Below are 15,046 nucleotides of genomic sequence, written 5' to 3'. Positions count from 1 at the left end.
CAGAAGTTGCGTCGGTAGTGCGCACGACTGGAGGGGGCACCGGCCATGACTGAACTCGCGGTCGTCACACCGACCTACGGGCCGGACGCCGAACTGTTCGCCGGGCTGCACCGCTCGGTGCTGGAATACACATCCGACGACACCGTCCACCACGTCATCGTGCCCGCCGCGCACAAGGCGGCGTTCGCCCGGTACCGGAGCCGCCGCTGCCGTATCTGGACGCACCCCGAGCTGATCCCCCGCAGATACGTGCGGCTCCCGTTGCCGGGGGGCATCTGGGTCAACGGCCTGCGCCCGTGGCCGCCGGTCCGCGGCTGGGTCATGCAGCAGGCCGCCAAGATCGCCGCCGCGACCGTGGTGGACGCCGACGCGGTCCTGCTCGCCGACTCCGACGTGGTGCTCGTACGGCCGGTCGCCGCTGAGAACTTCACCGTGGACGGACGGCTGACCCTGCTCCGCGAGGAGGGCGCGGTGACCGCCTCGATGGAGCGGCACGTCCGCTGGCACCAGGTGGCCCGCGACCTGCTCGGCCTCCCGCCGTCGCCGCCGCCTCCGCTGCCCGACTACGTCGGCCCCCTCGTCCTCTGGGACCCGGTGATCGTCGCGGCCATGCGCGACCGGATCGCCGAGACGACCGGCCGGAGCTGGCTGGAGGCGTTCACCACCCAGCTCCACGTCTCGGAGTTCATCGTCTACGGCGTGTTCGCCGACGGCGTCCTCGACGACGACACCCGTCCGGCGACGAGCCCGCCGATCTGCCACAATAACTACGACCGGACCGCGATGGACCACGACGCGGCCATCGCCTTCGCCGAGCGCCTCGACCCCGGCGCGGTCGGCATGATGATCTCCTCCCACTCCGGCACCCCCCCGGAGGTACGGCAGGCGGCCATCGACCGCTGCGTCCGGCTCGCCGCGGAGTGAACCGGCTGCCCCAGGGCAGCCACCACCCTCATCCACCTCCAGCCGGCCCGCCCGAAGCGAGCCGGCGTCACTCGCGGGCGCCCGCCACGACGGACCACCGCGTCCACCGCGCCAAGGGACGATGCCGCAGCCACAAGCGGGCACCACGCGTCTATCCCGCCGGGAGGGCCGCACCCACGACCGACCACCACGTCAGACGGAAAGCCGCACCAACGAGCGGCCACCACGACCGCCACCACGCCAAGGGTGAGCCGGCGTCACTCGCGGGCGGGCGTCGCGCCGTTCCGGGAGGCCGGGATGGTCCTGACCTCCCAGGTGACCACGTCGTGGCCGCCGGGATCAGGCCGGTCCTCCTCCCCGCCCGGGTCGTCGCCGCGGCGGGCCGGGCCGGGCGGCGGCCGGTCCTCGGGGTCCTCGTCCGGCCCGGCCGTACTCGTGTACGGGGGGTAGGTGCCGCCCGCGACGACGAGGATCTTCTGCACCGGGGTGTCCGGGAAGGGCACCGGCGCGGCCAGGACCGCCGCCCGGTGCCGCCGGACGATGCGGGAGCGCTCCCTGGCGTACGCGAGGGCGAAACCGGCGATGAGGGCCAGCACGAACGTCACCCCGGCCGCCTGGTATCTGTCGCTCTGCACCGCCACGGGACGTGACCCGGGGACCACGTCGGCGAGCATGATGAAGGTCTCGACGGGCGCGCCGAGCGCCTTCTGGCGGCGTACCAGCTCCTGGCGGACCCGTTGCTGGGCGCGGATGACGACGGAGTACGCCTCGGCGGCGGTCCTGCTGTCCGCCTCGATGTAGACGAAGGGACCGCCGAGGTCGATCAGGGTGGTGCTGCTCCTGCCGTCGTCGATGACGAGCGTGGTCGTGCCGCCCTCCTGGACGCCCAGCTCCTTCAGCGCCTGCGGAGTGGTCATCGACTGGATCAGGATGGCGGCCGTGGTCTTGAGGCCGTCGTTGAACGCGAGCAGCGGGTTGGTCAGCCCGGCCGGCTTCTCCGGGTCCTGCGCCACCTCCCCACCCCGGACCGAGGTGGTCAGCACCATGAAGGCGCTGGACGTGTAATGCACCGGGACCAGGAAGAACGTGGTCACGGCTCCGGCCAAGGCAAGAATGATCAACGGTGGCCCGATGAACCTCTGACGGAGGAGGCTGAGGATGACCTTCCAGAATTCCATGAACTTCCCGCCCATTACTGTGCGCACCGGAGCGTCTCGGGCGGCCCCGACCTACATATGGGCATCGCAGGGCACGCGTGGACCGTTACAGCTGTCCCGTCGGATGACCGACGGCGAAAGGCGCGTCACCGGCGCAGGACGTGCCCCGCCACCAGCCGCGTCAGCTTGCGGCCACGGTGCGCCGCGGTGACCCGATGCCGCCGAAGATACATCCCGAGTACGGCGAGCCGGGCCCGGCGGTGCTGGTCGGCGGTGAGACCGGCGTGGGGCAGCCAGCTCAGAATCTCGCGATACTGCAGGAACGTGGCGAACCGGGCCTGCCAGGGGGCCACTCCGAGGCTGCGGGCCAGGGCGGGGAGCCGGCGCTGGGCCAGGCTCCGGTGACCGAGCACCTCCGGCACGTGGCCCCACGGCCCGGCCAGCGCGAGCTTGGCCGCGAACACCTCGTCCTCGCGGAGCATGTTGCGGCGCGAGATGGCGGTCAGCGGGGCACGGCGGATCATGCTGTAGAGCGGGTCGATCCGCAGGCCCGTCTCGGTGAGCAGCCGCAGCATCTCGGTGAGCCGCTCCACCGGGTCGTCCGAGCGCAGCGCGTCGCCCTCGTACGCGCCGGTCAGCGGCTCGCCGTCGACACCGGTGTACGCCATGTGGGAGCCGACCAGGAAGAGCCGGTCATCGGCCGTGAACTCCGCGAGCGTCCTGGTGACGTAGGTGGGGGCGAGCCAGTCGTCGTCGCCGATCCAGCGGAAGTAGTCGCCGCCGGCGAGCCGCATGGCGTGCACGAAGTTGTTGAGGATGCCGACGTTCTCCGGCTGCCGGTGGTAGACGATCCGGCCGTCGGCGGCGGCCAGCCCGCGGCAGAGCTCCTCGGTGTCGTCCGTGGAGGCGTTGTCGCAGATCACCAGTTCCAGCCGTTCGTGGTCCTGGGCCAGCACCGCGCGCACGACGTCTTCCATCCGCCCCACGCCGTTGCGTACGGGGAGCCCGATGGACACCAGCGTGTCCTTCGTCGGCATCAGGTCCTCCACAATCTCAACGCGAACGGATGGGAAGCAGTGCGCCGGCCCGCGCGCTCAGCATCTTGAGCTGCGCCGCCGGAACCACGACCGAAACGAAGGTGACCAGGCCCGCGGTGCCGCCGAACAGGAGCTGCAGGAACGGGGTTCCCGCGAACAGGGTGGACACCCCCCAGGTGACCCCGCAGGCCAGGACGCCGCCCACACTGGGCCGCACCAGGGCGGGCAGCAGCGGGGCCAGCCGTACACCGGAGTGGCGCAGGGCCAGTACGGCCAGCGGGAGGGCGACCAGCAGGGCGGCCAGGGCGTGACCGGTCGCCGCGCCGCGGATGCCGCCGAGGTGGGTGCCGATGATCACCATGGGGAAGAGCGCCACGCCGTAGCCGACGTTCATCCACATGGTGGCCTTGGTGGCTCCCTGCGAGGTCAGGATGTCGAGCGCGATCGAGGTCAGCATGCGTACGACCATCAGCGGCATGAGGAGGCGGAGCACCCCGGCGGCCTGGTCCCAGCGCTCGCCGTACAGGACCGCCACGAGCGGGTGCGCGAGCGTGCCGATCAGGATCGCGATGGGCAGCACGAAGGCGTAGAGCAGCGGGACCGAGCGCTGGACGCCGAGCGACAGCGCCTCGCCCTTCTCCTCCGCGAGCCGCGAGAAGCTGGGCAGGGAGACGTAGCGTACGGCGGTGCCGATCAGGCCGGGCACCCAGCTCGACACGTTGAACGCGAGCAGGTAGAAGCCGAGCGCGACGGTGCCCATGATGTTGCCGACGATGATGTAGCCGGCGTTGAGGAGCACGGTCTCCAGGCCGATGCCGACGGCCGACGGCAGCCCGAAGCGCAGCAGCTTGCCGGCGATCTCCCGGTTCAGGCCCAGCCGTACGGGGACCTTCGCGGAGAAGAACACGATCACGCCGGTGACCACCGCGGCCGAGACCTGCCCCCAGGCGAAGCTGTAGGGGCCCGCGCCGTTCATCGCCAGGGTGATCGCCACCAGCGCGTTGACCGCGAAACCGGCCAGCAGCGCCTTCGTCAGCTTGTCGTGCTCGAACCTGCGCAGCAGCGCCGCCGCGCGCACGGCGGTGAGCGCCTCGACCAGGATCACGGCGGTGAGCAGCCGGACCACCGGTGTGGCGGTGGTGCTGCCCGCCAGTTCGGAGAACCACGGGGCGCCGAACCAGAACACCGCGTAGAGGCCGACCGCCGAGCTGAGCGCCAGCAGCGAGGCGGTCGGCGACATCTCTTCCAGCTTGCCGCGCCACTGCACGGTGGCGGCCATGACGCCCAGGTCCTTCATGACCATGACGAACTGGGTGGCCGCCAGCGCGATCGCGTAGATGCCGAAGTCGGTCGACGTGAGGAGTCGTGCGAGCACGAGGCCCATCACGAACGAGCCTGCCTTGGTCACCAGATTTCCGAGCAGGCTCCAGCGAAGCCCGCGGCCGGCTTTCTTGCCGATCGAATCGATGTTCGCCGCCGCCGCCGAGCTCGCCGTTTCCTCTGTCAAAAGGGGGCCTCCTAGACCCTTTCCAACCAGATCTCACGCCAGAACGGTACGAACTCGCGAGGACAGTTGGCTTTGTACACGCCGGAGCACACGATGTCCTCCAGGATGATGCAGGAGTTCTTCATTTCAAGTAGCCGGCCGGTCTTCTCGTCGATGCACCGGTCGACGCGGGCGCGCACGCGCCCGGTCTGGCCGCAGTAGCGGGCCATTTCTTCCTCAAAGCCCATACCCCGGTTGAGCAGGTCCTGGTTGAGCGTGTTGAGGATCTCATCTTTGGACTTGATCCGGACGAGTTCTCCGGGTTTCAGATCCAATTTCGTTACCGGAGTCGGCCCGGTGACACGGCCTTTGACGAATCCCCAGGCGAGGCCCTCCTTGATGCGCAGCCGGGGCGGCAGTAATCGCTTACTCGCGTGCTGGAAACGATTGAACAGCCCGAAGAGGACCGTGCGCAGCGTGGCGAACACGCCCGCGTTCCCGGAGCGCACGTCCGTGACGAACTGCCCGGTGGAGCGCAGCGGCAGGCAGGTCGGCGCCGCGCGCAGCAGTTCGGTGGCCTGGCAGCGAAAGCGTTCCTCACCGTCCGGCCCCGGCTCGCGCCGGGTGCTGATCTGGAGCAGGAGCGGAGTCGCGCCCTTGTGGGGGTCGCCGTCGCCGCCGCCGGGCTTGACCTTTCTGAGCCAGGCCTCCTTCCAGTAGAGCGAGCAGGCGGTCTGGCAGCCGCCGTGCGCCCCTCCGTCGCAGCGCGCCCCCGTGAGGTGCACCGCTCGTTCCATCCGCCGCAGGCCGGTGCGCGTCTGCGTGTCGCAGAGCTTGTGCGCCACCTTGTGCACGGTCATCCGCCGCCCGCAGTAGCGCAGCATCTCCGGCATGAACGGCAGGTTGTCCAGTTCTCCCTTCTCGTCGAGCGTGGCCATGATCTCCTCTGCATCGAGGACTTGCACGAGGTCTCCGACACGCAGGGTGGGCGTGCCGTTGATGGAGATCGTCATGCGGATCTACTCCCTGATGAGGTGGGCGGTGTGAAGGGCCTGTGCGACGTCCGCCACCACGGCGAACGGCAGACCTGATCGCTCGGCGATGTCGAGGAGGGTGTGGGAGCCGTCCGAGAGGTTCAGCACCCACAGCATCGCCATCTGGGTTTGTTCGGTGTCGCTGCGTCCGCCCAGTGAGCCGTAGAGCCCGCGCCTGCCGAGCTGCGGCTCGCCGTACGGGCTCTGGTTCACGTATGGGCGGTTGCGTTCCAGCACCCTGGTGACCTCCCAGCAGGTCGATAAGGTGTCGGCCATCGCCTCGGGTGAGACGAAGTCGGGGTTGTCCGCCGAGGTGTGATACTCGGGGTAGCCGGCGTACGGGGTCCTGGTCAGGGAGCCGACCGGGAGGTCGAAGCCGGGTGAGCAGAACTGCCGTTCGTCGTAGCCGTACGGGGAGAAGTCCACGAGGGTGTGGTCGCGGCCGGAGGATCGCAGGACGTGGGCGACGGCCCGGTCGATCTCGGCGTCGCCGCGCCTGCTGCGCTTGTAGGTCAGCGCGCCGGAGTCTCCCGCGCAGGCCAGCACCAGCCCGTGCCTGATCCGGTCGGCCCGCGCCGCGTCCAGCTCGGAGCCGCGCATGAGGTTGCGGGCGAGCCAGGTGATGGAGCCGATGGTGCCGGGCGCGAACAGGAAGCGGTAGGTGAACCGGGGCTCGGTCGCCGCGAGCCGCCGCGCCAGCGAGACGGCCACGGCGACGCCCGCGAGGTTGTCGTTGGCGAGCGAGGGGTGGCACACGTGACAGGAGACGAGCACCTCCTCACTGGTCCGCCCCGGCACGACGTACTCGCCGTAGGTCAGGTGCCCGTCGGCCAGCGTGGAGTCGATCAGCACCTCGTACCGTTCGTCGGGCAGCTCCGCCAGCGTGTCGGCGCGCAGGCAGAAGCCCCAGGTCTCGCGGTAGTAGCTGGTCCGGTAAGGGATCAGGTCCGGCTGCTCGGGGAGCGTGTGCAGGTGGCCGCGCAGCTCGTCGAGGGTCATGGTGGCCGACACCGGCACGCTGTAGCCCACCACGTGCAGGTTGGAGTCGGCGAAGTCGACCACCCGCTTGCCCTGGGAGTCCTTGATGTAGGCGTCGCGGATGTTCCATTCCCTCGGCACGTTCCAGTCGAGGACCTCGGTCCCCGTCGGCACCTCGTGGATCTCCAGCGGGACACTCTCCCCGATGATCTCCAGTGTGCGGCGCACCCCGTCCCCGGTGATGCTGCGGCACAGCGGGTAGAGGCGTTTCACCAGAGCGTGCATCTCGGCGCCGGCATCGGTCATCGGGTGGCCGCCCCGGTGGGACGCAGGGAGCCGTCGAGGCCGCCCGACGCGCGGTGGTCCGACAGCCAGGCGAGCCGGGTGAACCGGCGCTCGAAGTCGTGCTTGGTCAGCCCGTGCAGCCGGTACGCCTCGACCAGCTCGACCGCGCCCGCCTGCACGCTCCACCGGGCGTGGAAGTCGGGCAGCGCAGCGCGGATCCGGGAGAAGTCGACCCGGTAGGAGCGCGGGTCGCCGCCGGACTCGCCGGTGATCAGCAGCTCGGACCCGGGAACCGCCGCGAGGACCTCGGCGGCGATCTCCGCCACGGTCACGTTGTTCCGCTCGGTCCCGACGTTGAACGCCCGCGCGTGCACGGCTTCGCGGGGTGCGGTGAGCACGGCGGCGAAGGCGGCGGCGATGTCCCCCGCGTGGACCAGCGGACGCCACGGGGTGCCGTCGGAGAGCACCCGCACCTGGCCCGCCAGGTAGGCGTGGCCGACCAGGTTGTTCAGCACGATGTCCGCGCGCAGCCGGGGCGAGAAGCCGAACGCCGTGGCGTTGCGCAGGAACACGGGGGTGAACCAGTCGTCCGCCAGCGCGAGCAACTCGTCCTCGACGCGCACCTTCGACTCGGCGTACGGCGTGACGGGCCGCAGCGGGGCGTCCTCGTCGAGCAGGTCGTCTCCGCCGGAGGCGCCGTAGACCGAGCAGGTGGAGGCGTAGAGGAACCGGCGCACACCGGCCTCGCGGGCCAGGCGGGCCAGCCGTACGGAGGCGTGGTGGTTGATGTCGTAGGTCAGTTGCGGGGCCAGCGCGCCGAGCGGGTCGTTCGACAGGGCGGCGAGGTGGACCACCGCGTCGAAGCCCGCGAGGTGCTCGGCCTCGACGTCGCGCAGGTCGATCCGATGGCCCTCGGGGTCGTCCGGCGGCGGGCCGAGCACGCAGTGGGCGAACAGCCCGTGATCCAGGCCGACCACCTCGTGACCCGCGTCGACGAGCACGGGGGCCATCACGGTGCCCAGATATCCCTGGTGCCCGGTCAGCAGCACGCGCATCCGGTTCATCCTCCAGCCAAGTCGAGAGTCAGCTTGTTCACGTGGAACGCCTCGGCGTAGCGCGCCTGGCATTCGATGCCGCGGATCCGGGCGAGCCCGAGGAACGCCTCGCGGTCGTACCAGGGGCGGTGCCGTTGCGAGGGGTAGTGCTGTTGCAGCAGGGACACCTTCGCCTCGGCGACGCCGGGCGCGAGGGGCTGGTAGACCGACGGGCGGGCCAGGTCGCCGTCCCATTTGACGATCTCGTAGCCGAGGGTCAGGTGGTCGCGGAAGGCGGTCGGCACCAGCTTCGCCAGGCCGCGGTGGTCCTGGTGGGCGTCGCCGGGGTGCGGCGCGAACAGCAGGTCGGGGTCGGTCCGGGCACGGAGGTCCTGCAGTGCGTCCTTCGCCTCGTCCCAGTGCGCGGGCAGCCGTCCGTCGGGCAGCTTGAGGACGGTGAGCCGCAGGTCCGCGCCGGGGCAGAAGGCGGTGAGCGCGGCGTGCTCCTCGTCCTCCCGATCGGTGCCGCCGCCGGCGAGCACCAGCGCGTCGACCTGGGTGCCGGGGTGGGCCGAGCAGATGGTCAGCAGGGCCCCTCCCGCGCCGATCGCGATGTCGTCACAGTGCGCGCCGAGGACCACGATCCGGTTGATCCCGCCCGGTGAGAGCCCGATCACGCGGCTCCGGCCTTCGCCGCCGTCTCCCACAGCGCCCACGGCCGTTCGCCTCGCGCGTACGCCTCGTCGAGCGCCACCCGCTCCTTGACCGTGTCGGTGGGCCGCCAGTATCCGCGGTAGGGGTAGGACAGCAGCCGGCCTTGTTTGGCCAGCTCGGCGCAGCCGTCGGCGACGAGGTCGCCGTTCTCCGGGATGTGGTCGAAAATCTCCTGGCGTAAGACGAAATATCCGCCGTTGACCCACAGGGGCATCTGACTCACCGGAGTGATCCCCCCGACCAGGCCCTTCTCGCCCAGCTCGATGCAGTGGAAGGTCTCGGCCGGCGGGACGACCATCATCGACGCGCCCGCGCCCGAACTCGCGAACCGGTCGACGATGTCGTCCAGCGGCGCGTCGGTGAGCACGTCGGCGTAGTTGGCCAGGAACACCTCGTCGCCGTCGAGATGGTCACGGACCCGGCGTAACCTCTCCCCGATCGGCGACGCCGTCCCGGTGTGCACGAACGAGATCGACCAGTCGGAGATGTCGGTCGACAACAGCTCCATCCGCCCGCCGCGCAGGACGAAATCGTTGGACGTCGTCTCCTGGTAGTTCAGGAAGAAGTCGGTGATGTGCTGCGAGCCGTACCCGAGGCAGAGCACGAACTCCGTGTGACCGAAGTGCGCGTAGTAGCGCATGACATGCCAGATGAGCGGGCGCGGGCCCACGAGTTGCATCGGCTTCGGCACGTCGCCGGCGGTGCCGCTGCGCATGCGCGTGCCGTACCCGCCGCAGAAGAGGACGACCTTCACGAGACGATCTCCAAGCTCGGAATGGGGAAGACCAGGCGGCCGCCCCAGGCGTGGACGTAGGAAAGCTGGCCGGTGAGCTCCTCGCGGAGGTTCCACGGCAGGACCAGCACGTAGTCGGGCCGGTCTTCGGCGATCCGCTCGGGCGGCAGGATCGGGATCCGGGTGCCGGGGGTGAACCGGCCGTGCTTGTACGGGTTCCGGTCGACGGTGTACGCCAGCAGGTCGGTCCGGATGCCGCAATGGTTGAGCAGCGTGTTGCCCTTGCCCGGGGCTCCGTAGCCGACCACGGTCTCACCGCGCTCGGCCGCGTCGACGAGGAAGCGGAGCAGGTTGCGCCGTACCTTCGCGACCCGGCCCGCGAACTCGGCGTAGCCGGACAGCTCGTGCAGGCCGGCCGCCTTCTCACGGGCCAGCACGTCGGTCACCCGCCGGCTCGGCTCGCCCGAGACGCCCGCCCACAGCCGGATCGAGCCGCCGTGCGTGGGCAGCAGCTCGACGTCCAGCAGCCGCAGCCCGCCGGCGTGCAGGGCCCGCTGTGCCGAGGCGACCGTGTAGTACTGGAAGTGCTCGTGGTAGATCGTGTCCCACTGGTTGAGCTCCATCAGGGTGAGCAGGTGCTGCACCTCGATGGAGACCAGGCCGTCGTCGGCCACCAACGCCCGCAACCCCTTGGTGAACCCGATGATGTCGGGAATGTGGGCGTACACGTTGTTCGCCACCACCAGGTCCGCGGGCCCGTGCTCCGCCCGTACGGCCGCGCCGACCTCGGGGCCGAGGAACTCCGTCAGGGTGGGCACGCCCTTGTCCCTGGCCGCCTGCCCCACGTTGGCCGACGGCTCGATGCCCAGGCAGCGCACCCCGCGCTCGACGACGTGCCGCAGCAGGTAGCCGTCGTTGCTGGCCACCTCCACCACGAACGAATCCGGGCCGAGCTTCCGCTCCGCCACGAACTCCCGGGCGTGCTCCACCCAGGAGGAGGAGTAGGAGGAGAAGTAGGCGTACTCCGTGAAGGTCTCCTGCGGCGTGATCAGCGGCGGCAGCTGGGCGAGCCAGCAGGCCGTGCAGACGCGCAGGTGCAGCGGATACGTCATCTCGGGCTCGTCGAGCCCCGCCTCGGTGAGGAACAGCTCACACGGCGGGGTCGCGCCCAGGTCGACGACGTCGGCGAGACTCGTCGAACCGCACAGCCGGCAGGTCGTCATCGGCGTCACACCCGCGCCAGGGCGGCGGACTCGTACCGCTGGGCCAGCTCTTCCGGCATGGCGTCCAGGTCGGAGCAGCGGACGAAGTCGCGCAGCGTGGTGCCGGTGCACTCGGCGTCCACGTTCGGCGCCCCGCGCCCGGATCGCACGTCGTCGATGTCGACCGTGCGGAAGTCGATGCTGAACCTGGTCCGGCCGGAGGTGTTGGGCACGGTGGAGTGGAGCTGGGCGCCGGAGAAGATCATCACTCCGCCGGGTTCCGGCACCACCCGCACCTGCGGCTCCAGGTCGATCGGCTCCTCGGGCCTGGGCTGATCCCTGGTGTCGCCCCGCACGTGCTGCGCGGCGGTCTGCCGGCTGGTGCGGTTCCATTCGCCGTAGTCGTAGCGGGCGCTGCCGTTGCGCACCGGCTGGTCGAAGTAGCCGGTGTGGAAGGCCATCACGTTCTCCGGCACCACGTCGTATACCGGGATCCACCAGTTGACCTGGTTGAACGGGGCCGAGTACCAGCAGTCGCGGTGCGGGTGGAAGGCGTAGGAGATGCCTGAGGTGAGGTAGTCGTTGGACGTGGACGTGCGCAGCCGGGGGACGTCGAAGTAGGTCTGGCCGAGCGTGCAGCCGAACTCCTCGATCACCCGGGGCAGTAACTCCTTACACCGCGGATGGTGAATGAATCGCGGCTTGAGATCGGCCAGTAACGCGGCGAACTCCTCCACCGCCATGTCGAACTGGGCGGTCTCCGGGTCCCGGCCGCCGAACGCCTCGGCGATCAATTCGCGGGCGAACCCGACCAGCTCCGCCGAGGCGGGCGAAGCGGAGTAGACGAACACCTCGCCCTGGAACAGCAGGTGACGACGTGTGTCGTCGTCCACCCGGCTGTTGGAGAAGACAGAGGTCATCGGAATTGTCCCTTCCGCGCAGCAGGCGCGACTGATAATCCTGTGGAATTCTTCGGCTCATGGATCGCCTTGGTATCGACGGAGCCTGGTGTCACACGCCGCGAATTCACGCGGACTCGCGTGGCGCGTTCCTTGAGAGTTTCCGGGCAGCCGACCTGCGGGAGGCCACCGGACAACAGCTGGACCTCGCGCAGGTCAACTGCTCCGTGTCGCAGCGGGGCGCACTGCGCGGCCTGCACTTCGCCGACGTGCCGCCCGGCCAGGCGAAGTACGTCATGTGCGTGTCCGGCGCGATCCTCGACGTGGTCGTGGACCTCCGCGTCGGCTCGCCCGGCTTCGGCCGCTGGGAGACCGTCCTCCTCGACGACGTGACCCGGCGCGGGCTCTACGTCGCCGAAGGGCTCGGCCACGGCTTCCTGACGCTCAGCGAGCAGGCGACCGTGGTCTACCTGTGCTCCCAGCCGTACGCGCCCGGCCGTGAGCACGGAATCCACCCACTGGACCCCGGGCTCGCGATCGACTGGCCCGCCGACGTGCGTCCCCTGCTGTCGGACAAGGACGCCGCCGCCCCCTCCCTGAAGGAGGCGATCGACAGCGGGCTGCTGCCCGACTACCAGGCGTGCCTGGCCCACTACGAGACACTGCGTCACTGAACGTCCCCCAGCACCGGCCACGCGTCGCGGAACGCCTCCCGCCAGTCACGGCAGAGGGCCAGCCCGGCCCTCTGCCACGCGTCGTGACCGAGCACGCTGTACGAGGGCCGCCGCGCCGGGCTGGGGAACTCCAGCGAGGAGATCGGCCGGACCCGCTCGGCGTCGGCGCCCAAGGCCGCGAAGATCTCGCGGGCGAAGTCGTACCACGTCGTCTGGCCGCCGTTGGTGCAGTGGTACACACCGGGCGGGGCGGCGCTCTCGCCCAGCCGCAGGAGTTGCTCGGCCAGGTCGACGGTCCAGGTCGGCTGGCCGTACTGGTCGTTCACCACCGAGACGGTGTCGCGCTCGGCCGCCAGCCTGATCATCGTACGCACGAAGCTGGGCCCGCCCGCGCCGTACAGCCAGGCCGTCCTGACCACGTGGTGGCCGTGGTCGAGCGCGGCCCGCTCCCCCTCCAGCTTGGTGCGCCCGTAGGCGTTCAGCGGCTTCACCTCCCCGCCCTCCTCGTACGGCATGCACGCGGAGCCGTCGAAGACGTAGTCGGTGGAGATCTGGATCAGCCGGGCGCCCCGCTCGGCGCACCGCTCGGCCAGGACGCGGACCGCACGGCCGTTGACCGCGAGCGCCTCGTCCTCGTGCGACTCGGCCCCGTCCACGTCGGTCCACGCGGCGCAGTTGACCACCACGTCGGGCCGGTGGCTGTGGACGGCCTCCGTGACGGCCGTCGCATCGCGTACGTCGAGCCGCGCCCGCGCCGGCGCCACGACATAGCTCCCCCGGCGCCGGAGCAACGCGACCAGGTCGGTGCCCAGCATGCCGTGCGCACCGGTGATCAGCCATCTCATGGTCGCCCCTCCGCTCCACTCGGACCGCCCTTGACCAGCGCCTTCCACCAGGAGGGGTTGTCGGAGTACCAGCGGACCGTCTCCGCCAGGCCGTCCTCGAACGCGACCGACGGCCGGTAGCCGAGGGCCCGCAGCCTGGCGTCGTCGAGCGAGTAGCGGCGATCATGGGCCTTGCGGTCGGCCACCCGCTCGACCATGCTCCAGTCGACGCCCAGCGCGGCGAGCAGCCGGCCGGTCAGCTCGTTGTTGGTCACCTCGGCCGTGCCCGCGATGTGATACACCTCGCCGGGCTCGCCCACCTCAGAGACCAGCCGGATCCCCCGGCAGTGATCCTCCACGTGCACCCAGTCGCGGACGTTCTGCCCGTCGCCGTAGAGCGGGATCTTCAACCCCTGGAGCAGGTTGGTGACGAACCGCGGAATGGCCTTCTCCGGGTGCTGGTACGGGCCGTAGTTGTTGCCGCACCTGGTGATCGAGACGGGTAACCCGTGCGTGATCGCGTAGGCGCGCGCCACCAGGTCACCCCCCGCCTTCGCCGCCGCGTACGGCGAGCGCGGCGCGATCGGCGACGACTCCCCCCACGAACCGTCGTCGATCGACCCGTAGACCTCGTCGGTGGACACCTGCACCACCCTCGGTGTGCCGGCGTCGAGACACGCCTGCATCAGCGTCTGGGTGCCGAGCACGTTGGTCCGCACGAACGTCTCGGAGCCGTCGATGGACCGGTCGACATGCGACTCCGCCGCGAAGTTGACGACGAGGTCGTGCCCGGGCACCACCTCGGCCAGCAGCTTGTCGTCGCAGATGTCTCCGTGCACGAAGGTGTACAGGCCGTCCACGGGCGCGAGGTTGGCCATGTTCCCCGCGTAGGTGAGCCTGTCCAGAACAGTTATCTCGGCGCCGTCGCCGGCCAGCGAGCGCACATAGTGGGAGCCGATGAACCCGGCCCCCCCGGTGACCAGAACTCTGTGTTCCCTCATGTGCTGATCTGCACCTTGCTGTGATCGCCCAGCACGAGACGGTGGGCTCTGGGGGTGGCGGGGGCAGGGGTGATCTCCACGTCGTGACCGATGAGCGACGCCTCGATCCTGCGTACTCCCGAGATCGACGCCCGGGGCAGCACGATGGAGTACTCGATCTCGCTGTGACTGATCGTGCAGGCGGCGGCGATCGAGGTGAACGGCCCGACGTAGCTGTCGAGGATCCGGGTCCCCGCGCCGATGACGACCGGCCCGACGATCCGTGACCTCTCGACCTCGGCGCCGGGCTCGACGACCACCCGGCCGATCAGCTCGCTCTCCGCGTCGACCCGCCCGTCGACGCGTGGCGTCAGGGACTCCAGGACCAGCCTGTTGACCTCCAGCATGTCGGTGACGTTCCCGGTGTCCTTCCAGTAGCCGGAAATGACGGTGGACTCGACCCGGTGCCCGGCGTCGATCAGGCCCTGGATGGCGTCGGTGATCTCCAGCTCGCCCCGGGACGACGGTTCGAGCTTGGCCACCGCCTCGTGGATCGCCGGGGTGAAGAGGTAGACGCCGACGAGAGCCAGGTCGCTCTTGGGCACCTGCGGCTTCTCCTCCAGGCCGATCACGCGTCCCGAGGCGTCGAGTTCGGCGACGCCGAACTGGCGCGGGTCGGGCACCTGGGTGAGCAGGATCTGGGCGGCGGGCCGGTCGGCCGTGAACCTGCCGACCAGGTCGTCGATGCCGCCGACGATGAAGTTGTCGCCGAGGTACATGACGAAGTCGTCTTCGCCGAGGTAGTCGCGGGCGATGGCGACCGCGTGGGCCAGCCCGAGCGGCGCCTCCTGCCGCAGGTAGGTCACCCGCAGGCCGAAGGCGGAGCCGTCGCCGACGGCCGCCTGGATCTCCGCCTGGGTGTCGCCGACGACGATCCCGACCTCGGTGATCCCGGTGGCGGCGGTGGCCTCCAAACCGTAGAAGAGGACCGGTTTGTTGGCCACCGGAACGAGTTGCTTGGGTGAGGTGTGCGTGATGGGCCGAAGCCGGGTGCCCGATCCGCCGGCGAGCACGAGTGCTTTCAC

The 15,046-nt window shown here is 70.1% G+C and carries 15 protein-coding genes; 2 read left to right on the top strand and 13 right to left on the bottom strand.

Features of this window, described 5'->3' with window-relative positions:
• Positions 1–45: 45 nt before the first annotated feature.
• Complete coding sequence (locus MBA17_RS46285; RefSeq protein ID WP_238505193.1) at positions 46–924, top strand: DUF6492 family protein; 879 nt, start codon at positions 46–48, stop codon at positions 922–924.
• A 257-nt stretch (positions 925–1,181) separates the two neighbouring features.
• On the opposite strand, the gene MBA17_RS46280 is transcribed toward MBA17_RS46285, so the two are convergent.
• From MBA17_RS46280 to MBA17_RS46235, 10 genes are all read right to left on the bottom strand, one after another.
• The gene (locus MBA17_RS46280) at positions 1,182–2,030 is read right to left on the bottom strand and encodes a hypothetical protein (RefSeq protein WP_238505191.1); all 849 of its coding nucleotides are present in this window, start codon (positions 2,028–2,030) and stop codon (positions 1,182–1,184) included.
• Positions 2,031–2,227: 197 nt separating this feature from the next.
• Positions 2,228–3,118, bottom strand: coding sequence for a glycosyltransferase family 2 protein (locus tag MBA17_RS46275; protein ID WP_238505190.1), 891 nt, complete (start codon positions 3,116–3,118; stop codon positions 2,228–2,230).
• 16 nt (positions 3,119–3,134) lie between these two features.
• The gene (locus MBA17_RS46270) at positions 3,135–4,625 is read right to left on the bottom strand and encodes an oligosaccharide flippase family protein (RefSeq protein WP_238505187.1); all 1,491 of its coding nucleotides are present in this window, start codon (positions 4,623–4,625) and stop codon (positions 3,135–3,137) included.
• A gap of 11 nt (positions 4,626–4,636) precedes the next feature.
• Positions 4,637–5,617, bottom strand: a complete 981-nt coding sequence (locus tag MBA17_RS46265) for a hypothetical protein (protein ID WP_238505185.1) — start codon at positions 5,615–5,617, stop codon at positions 4,637–4,639.
• 6 nt (positions 5,618–5,623) lie between these two features.
• On the bottom strand, positions 5,624–6,922 hold the full coding sequence (locus MBA17_RS46260; RefSeq protein ID WP_238505183.1) for a DUF4910 domain-containing protein: 1,299 nt from the start codon (positions 6,920–6,922) through the stop codon (positions 5,624–5,626).
• On the bottom strand, positions 6,919–7,956 hold the full coding sequence (locus tag MBA17_RS46255; RefSeq protein ID WP_238505178.1) for an NAD-dependent epimerase/dehydratase family protein: 1,038 nt from the start codon (positions 7,954–7,956) through the stop codon (positions 6,919–6,921). The genes MBA17_RS46260 and MBA17_RS46255 overlap by 4 nt, the downstream gene beginning before the upstream one ends.
• 5 nt (positions 7,957–7,961) lie before the next feature.
• Entirely contained in the window at positions 7,962–8,612 is a 651-nt protein-coding gene (locus MBA17_RS50085) for a PIG-L deacetylase family protein (RefSeq protein WP_455432982.1), read from the bottom strand.
• Positions 8,609–9,403: a sugar phosphate nucleotidyltransferase gene (locus MBA17_RS46245; protein WP_238505176.1), complete on the bottom strand. Its 795-nt coding sequence runs from the start codon at positions 9,401–9,403 to the stop codon at positions 8,609–8,611. The genes MBA17_RS50085 and MBA17_RS46245 overlap by 4 nt, the downstream gene beginning before the upstream one ends.
• The gene (locus MBA17_RS46240; protein WP_238505174.1) at positions 9,400–10,605 is read right to left on the bottom strand and encodes a methyltransferase domain-containing protein; all 1,206 of its coding nucleotides are present in this window, start codon (positions 10,603–10,605) and stop codon (positions 9,400–9,402) included. The genes MBA17_RS46245 and MBA17_RS46240 overlap by 4 nt, the downstream gene beginning before the upstream one ends.
• 5 nt (positions 10,606–10,610) lie before the next feature.
• Positions 10,611–11,504: a phytanoyl-CoA dioxygenase family protein gene (locus tag MBA17_RS46235; protein ID WP_238505173.1), complete on the bottom strand. Its 894-nt coding sequence runs from the start codon at positions 11,502–11,504 to the stop codon at positions 10,611–10,613.
• Positions 11,505–11,563: 59 nt separating this feature from the next.
• Between MBA17_RS46235 and rfbC the strand changes: the two genes are divergently transcribed.
• Entirely contained in the window at positions 11,564–12,157 is a 594-nt protein-coding gene (gene rfbC / locus MBA17_RS46230) for a dTDP-4-dehydrorhamnose 3,5-epimerase (protein WP_238505171.1), read from the top strand.
• On the opposite strand, the gene rfbD is transcribed toward rfbC, so the two are convergent.
• Genes rfbD through MBA17_RS46215 form a run of 3 tightly spaced genes read right to left on the bottom strand, consistent with a single transcriptional unit; the run spans position 12,151 to position 15,046 of the window.
• Entirely contained in the window at positions 12,151–13,002 is an 852-nt protein-coding gene (gene rfbD, locus MBA17_RS46225; RefSeq protein WP_238505169.1) for a dTDP-4-dehydrorhamnose reductase, read from the bottom strand. The genes rfbC and rfbD overlap by 7 nt on opposite strands.
• On the bottom strand, positions 12,999–13,982 hold the full coding sequence (gene rfbB, locus MBA17_RS46220) for a dTDP-glucose 4,6-dehydratase (protein ID WP_238505167.1): 984 nt from the start codon (positions 13,980–13,982) through the stop codon (positions 12,999–13,001). Before rfbB ends, rfbD begins: the two co-directional genes overlap by 4 nt.
• Complete coding sequence (locus tag MBA17_RS46215) at positions 13,979–15,046, bottom strand: glucose-1-phosphate thymidylyltransferase (RefSeq protein ID WP_238505165.1); 1,068 nt, start codon at positions 15,044–15,046, stop codon at positions 13,979–13,981. The genes rfbB and MBA17_RS46215 overlap by 4 nt, the downstream gene beginning before the upstream one ends.

This window comes from Dolomitihabitans soli (genome assembly GCF_022213955.1).
In the GTDB taxonomy this organism is placed as follows: Bacteria; Actinomycetota; Actinomycetes; order Streptosporangiales; family Streptosporangiaceae; genus Streptosporangium_A; species Streptosporangium_A soli.
Note: the sequence above shows the minus strand (reverse complement) of the source record. Positions and strands in the feature narration are given on the sequence as shown.

Coding starts and splice junctions, on each gene's coding strand:
- MBA17_RS46255 (WP_238505178.1), bottom strand. CDS start 7,956: ATGCGCGTGCTGCTGACCGGGCACCAGGGATATCTGGGCACCGTGATG.
- rfbD (WP_238505169.1), bottom strand. CDS start 13,002: ATGAGATGGCTGATCACCGGTGCGCACGGCATGCTGGGCACCGACCTG.
- MBA17_RS46260 (WP_238505183.1), bottom strand. CDS start 6,922: ATGACCGATGCCGGCGCCGAGATGCACGCTCTGGTGAAACGCCTCTAC.
- MBA17_RS46240 (WP_238505174.1), bottom strand. CDS start 10,605: ATGACGACCTGCCGGCTGTGCGGTTCGACGAGTCTCGCCGACGTCGTC.
- MBA17_RS46235 (WP_238505173.1), bottom strand. CDS start 11,504: ATGACCTCTGTCTTCTCCAACAGCCGGGTGGACGACGACACACGTCGT.
- rfbB (WP_238505167.1), bottom strand. CDS start 13,982: ATGAGGGAACACAGAGTTCTGGTCACCGGGGGGGCCGGGTTCATCGGC.
- MBA17_RS46265 (WP_238505185.1), bottom strand. CDS start 5,617: ATGACGATCTCCATCAACGGCACGCCCACCCTGCGTGTCGGAGACCTC.
- MBA17_RS46275 (WP_238505190.1), bottom strand. CDS start 3,118: ATGCCGACGAAGGACACGCTGGTGTCCATCGGGCTCCCCGTACGCAAC.
- MBA17_RS46285 (WP_238505193.1), top strand. CDS start 46: ATGACTGAACTCGCGGTCGTCACACCGACCTACGGGCCGGACGCCGAA.
- rfbC (WP_238505171.1), top strand. CDS start 11,564: ATGGATCGCCTTGGTATCGACGGAGCCTGGTGTCACACGCCGCGAATT.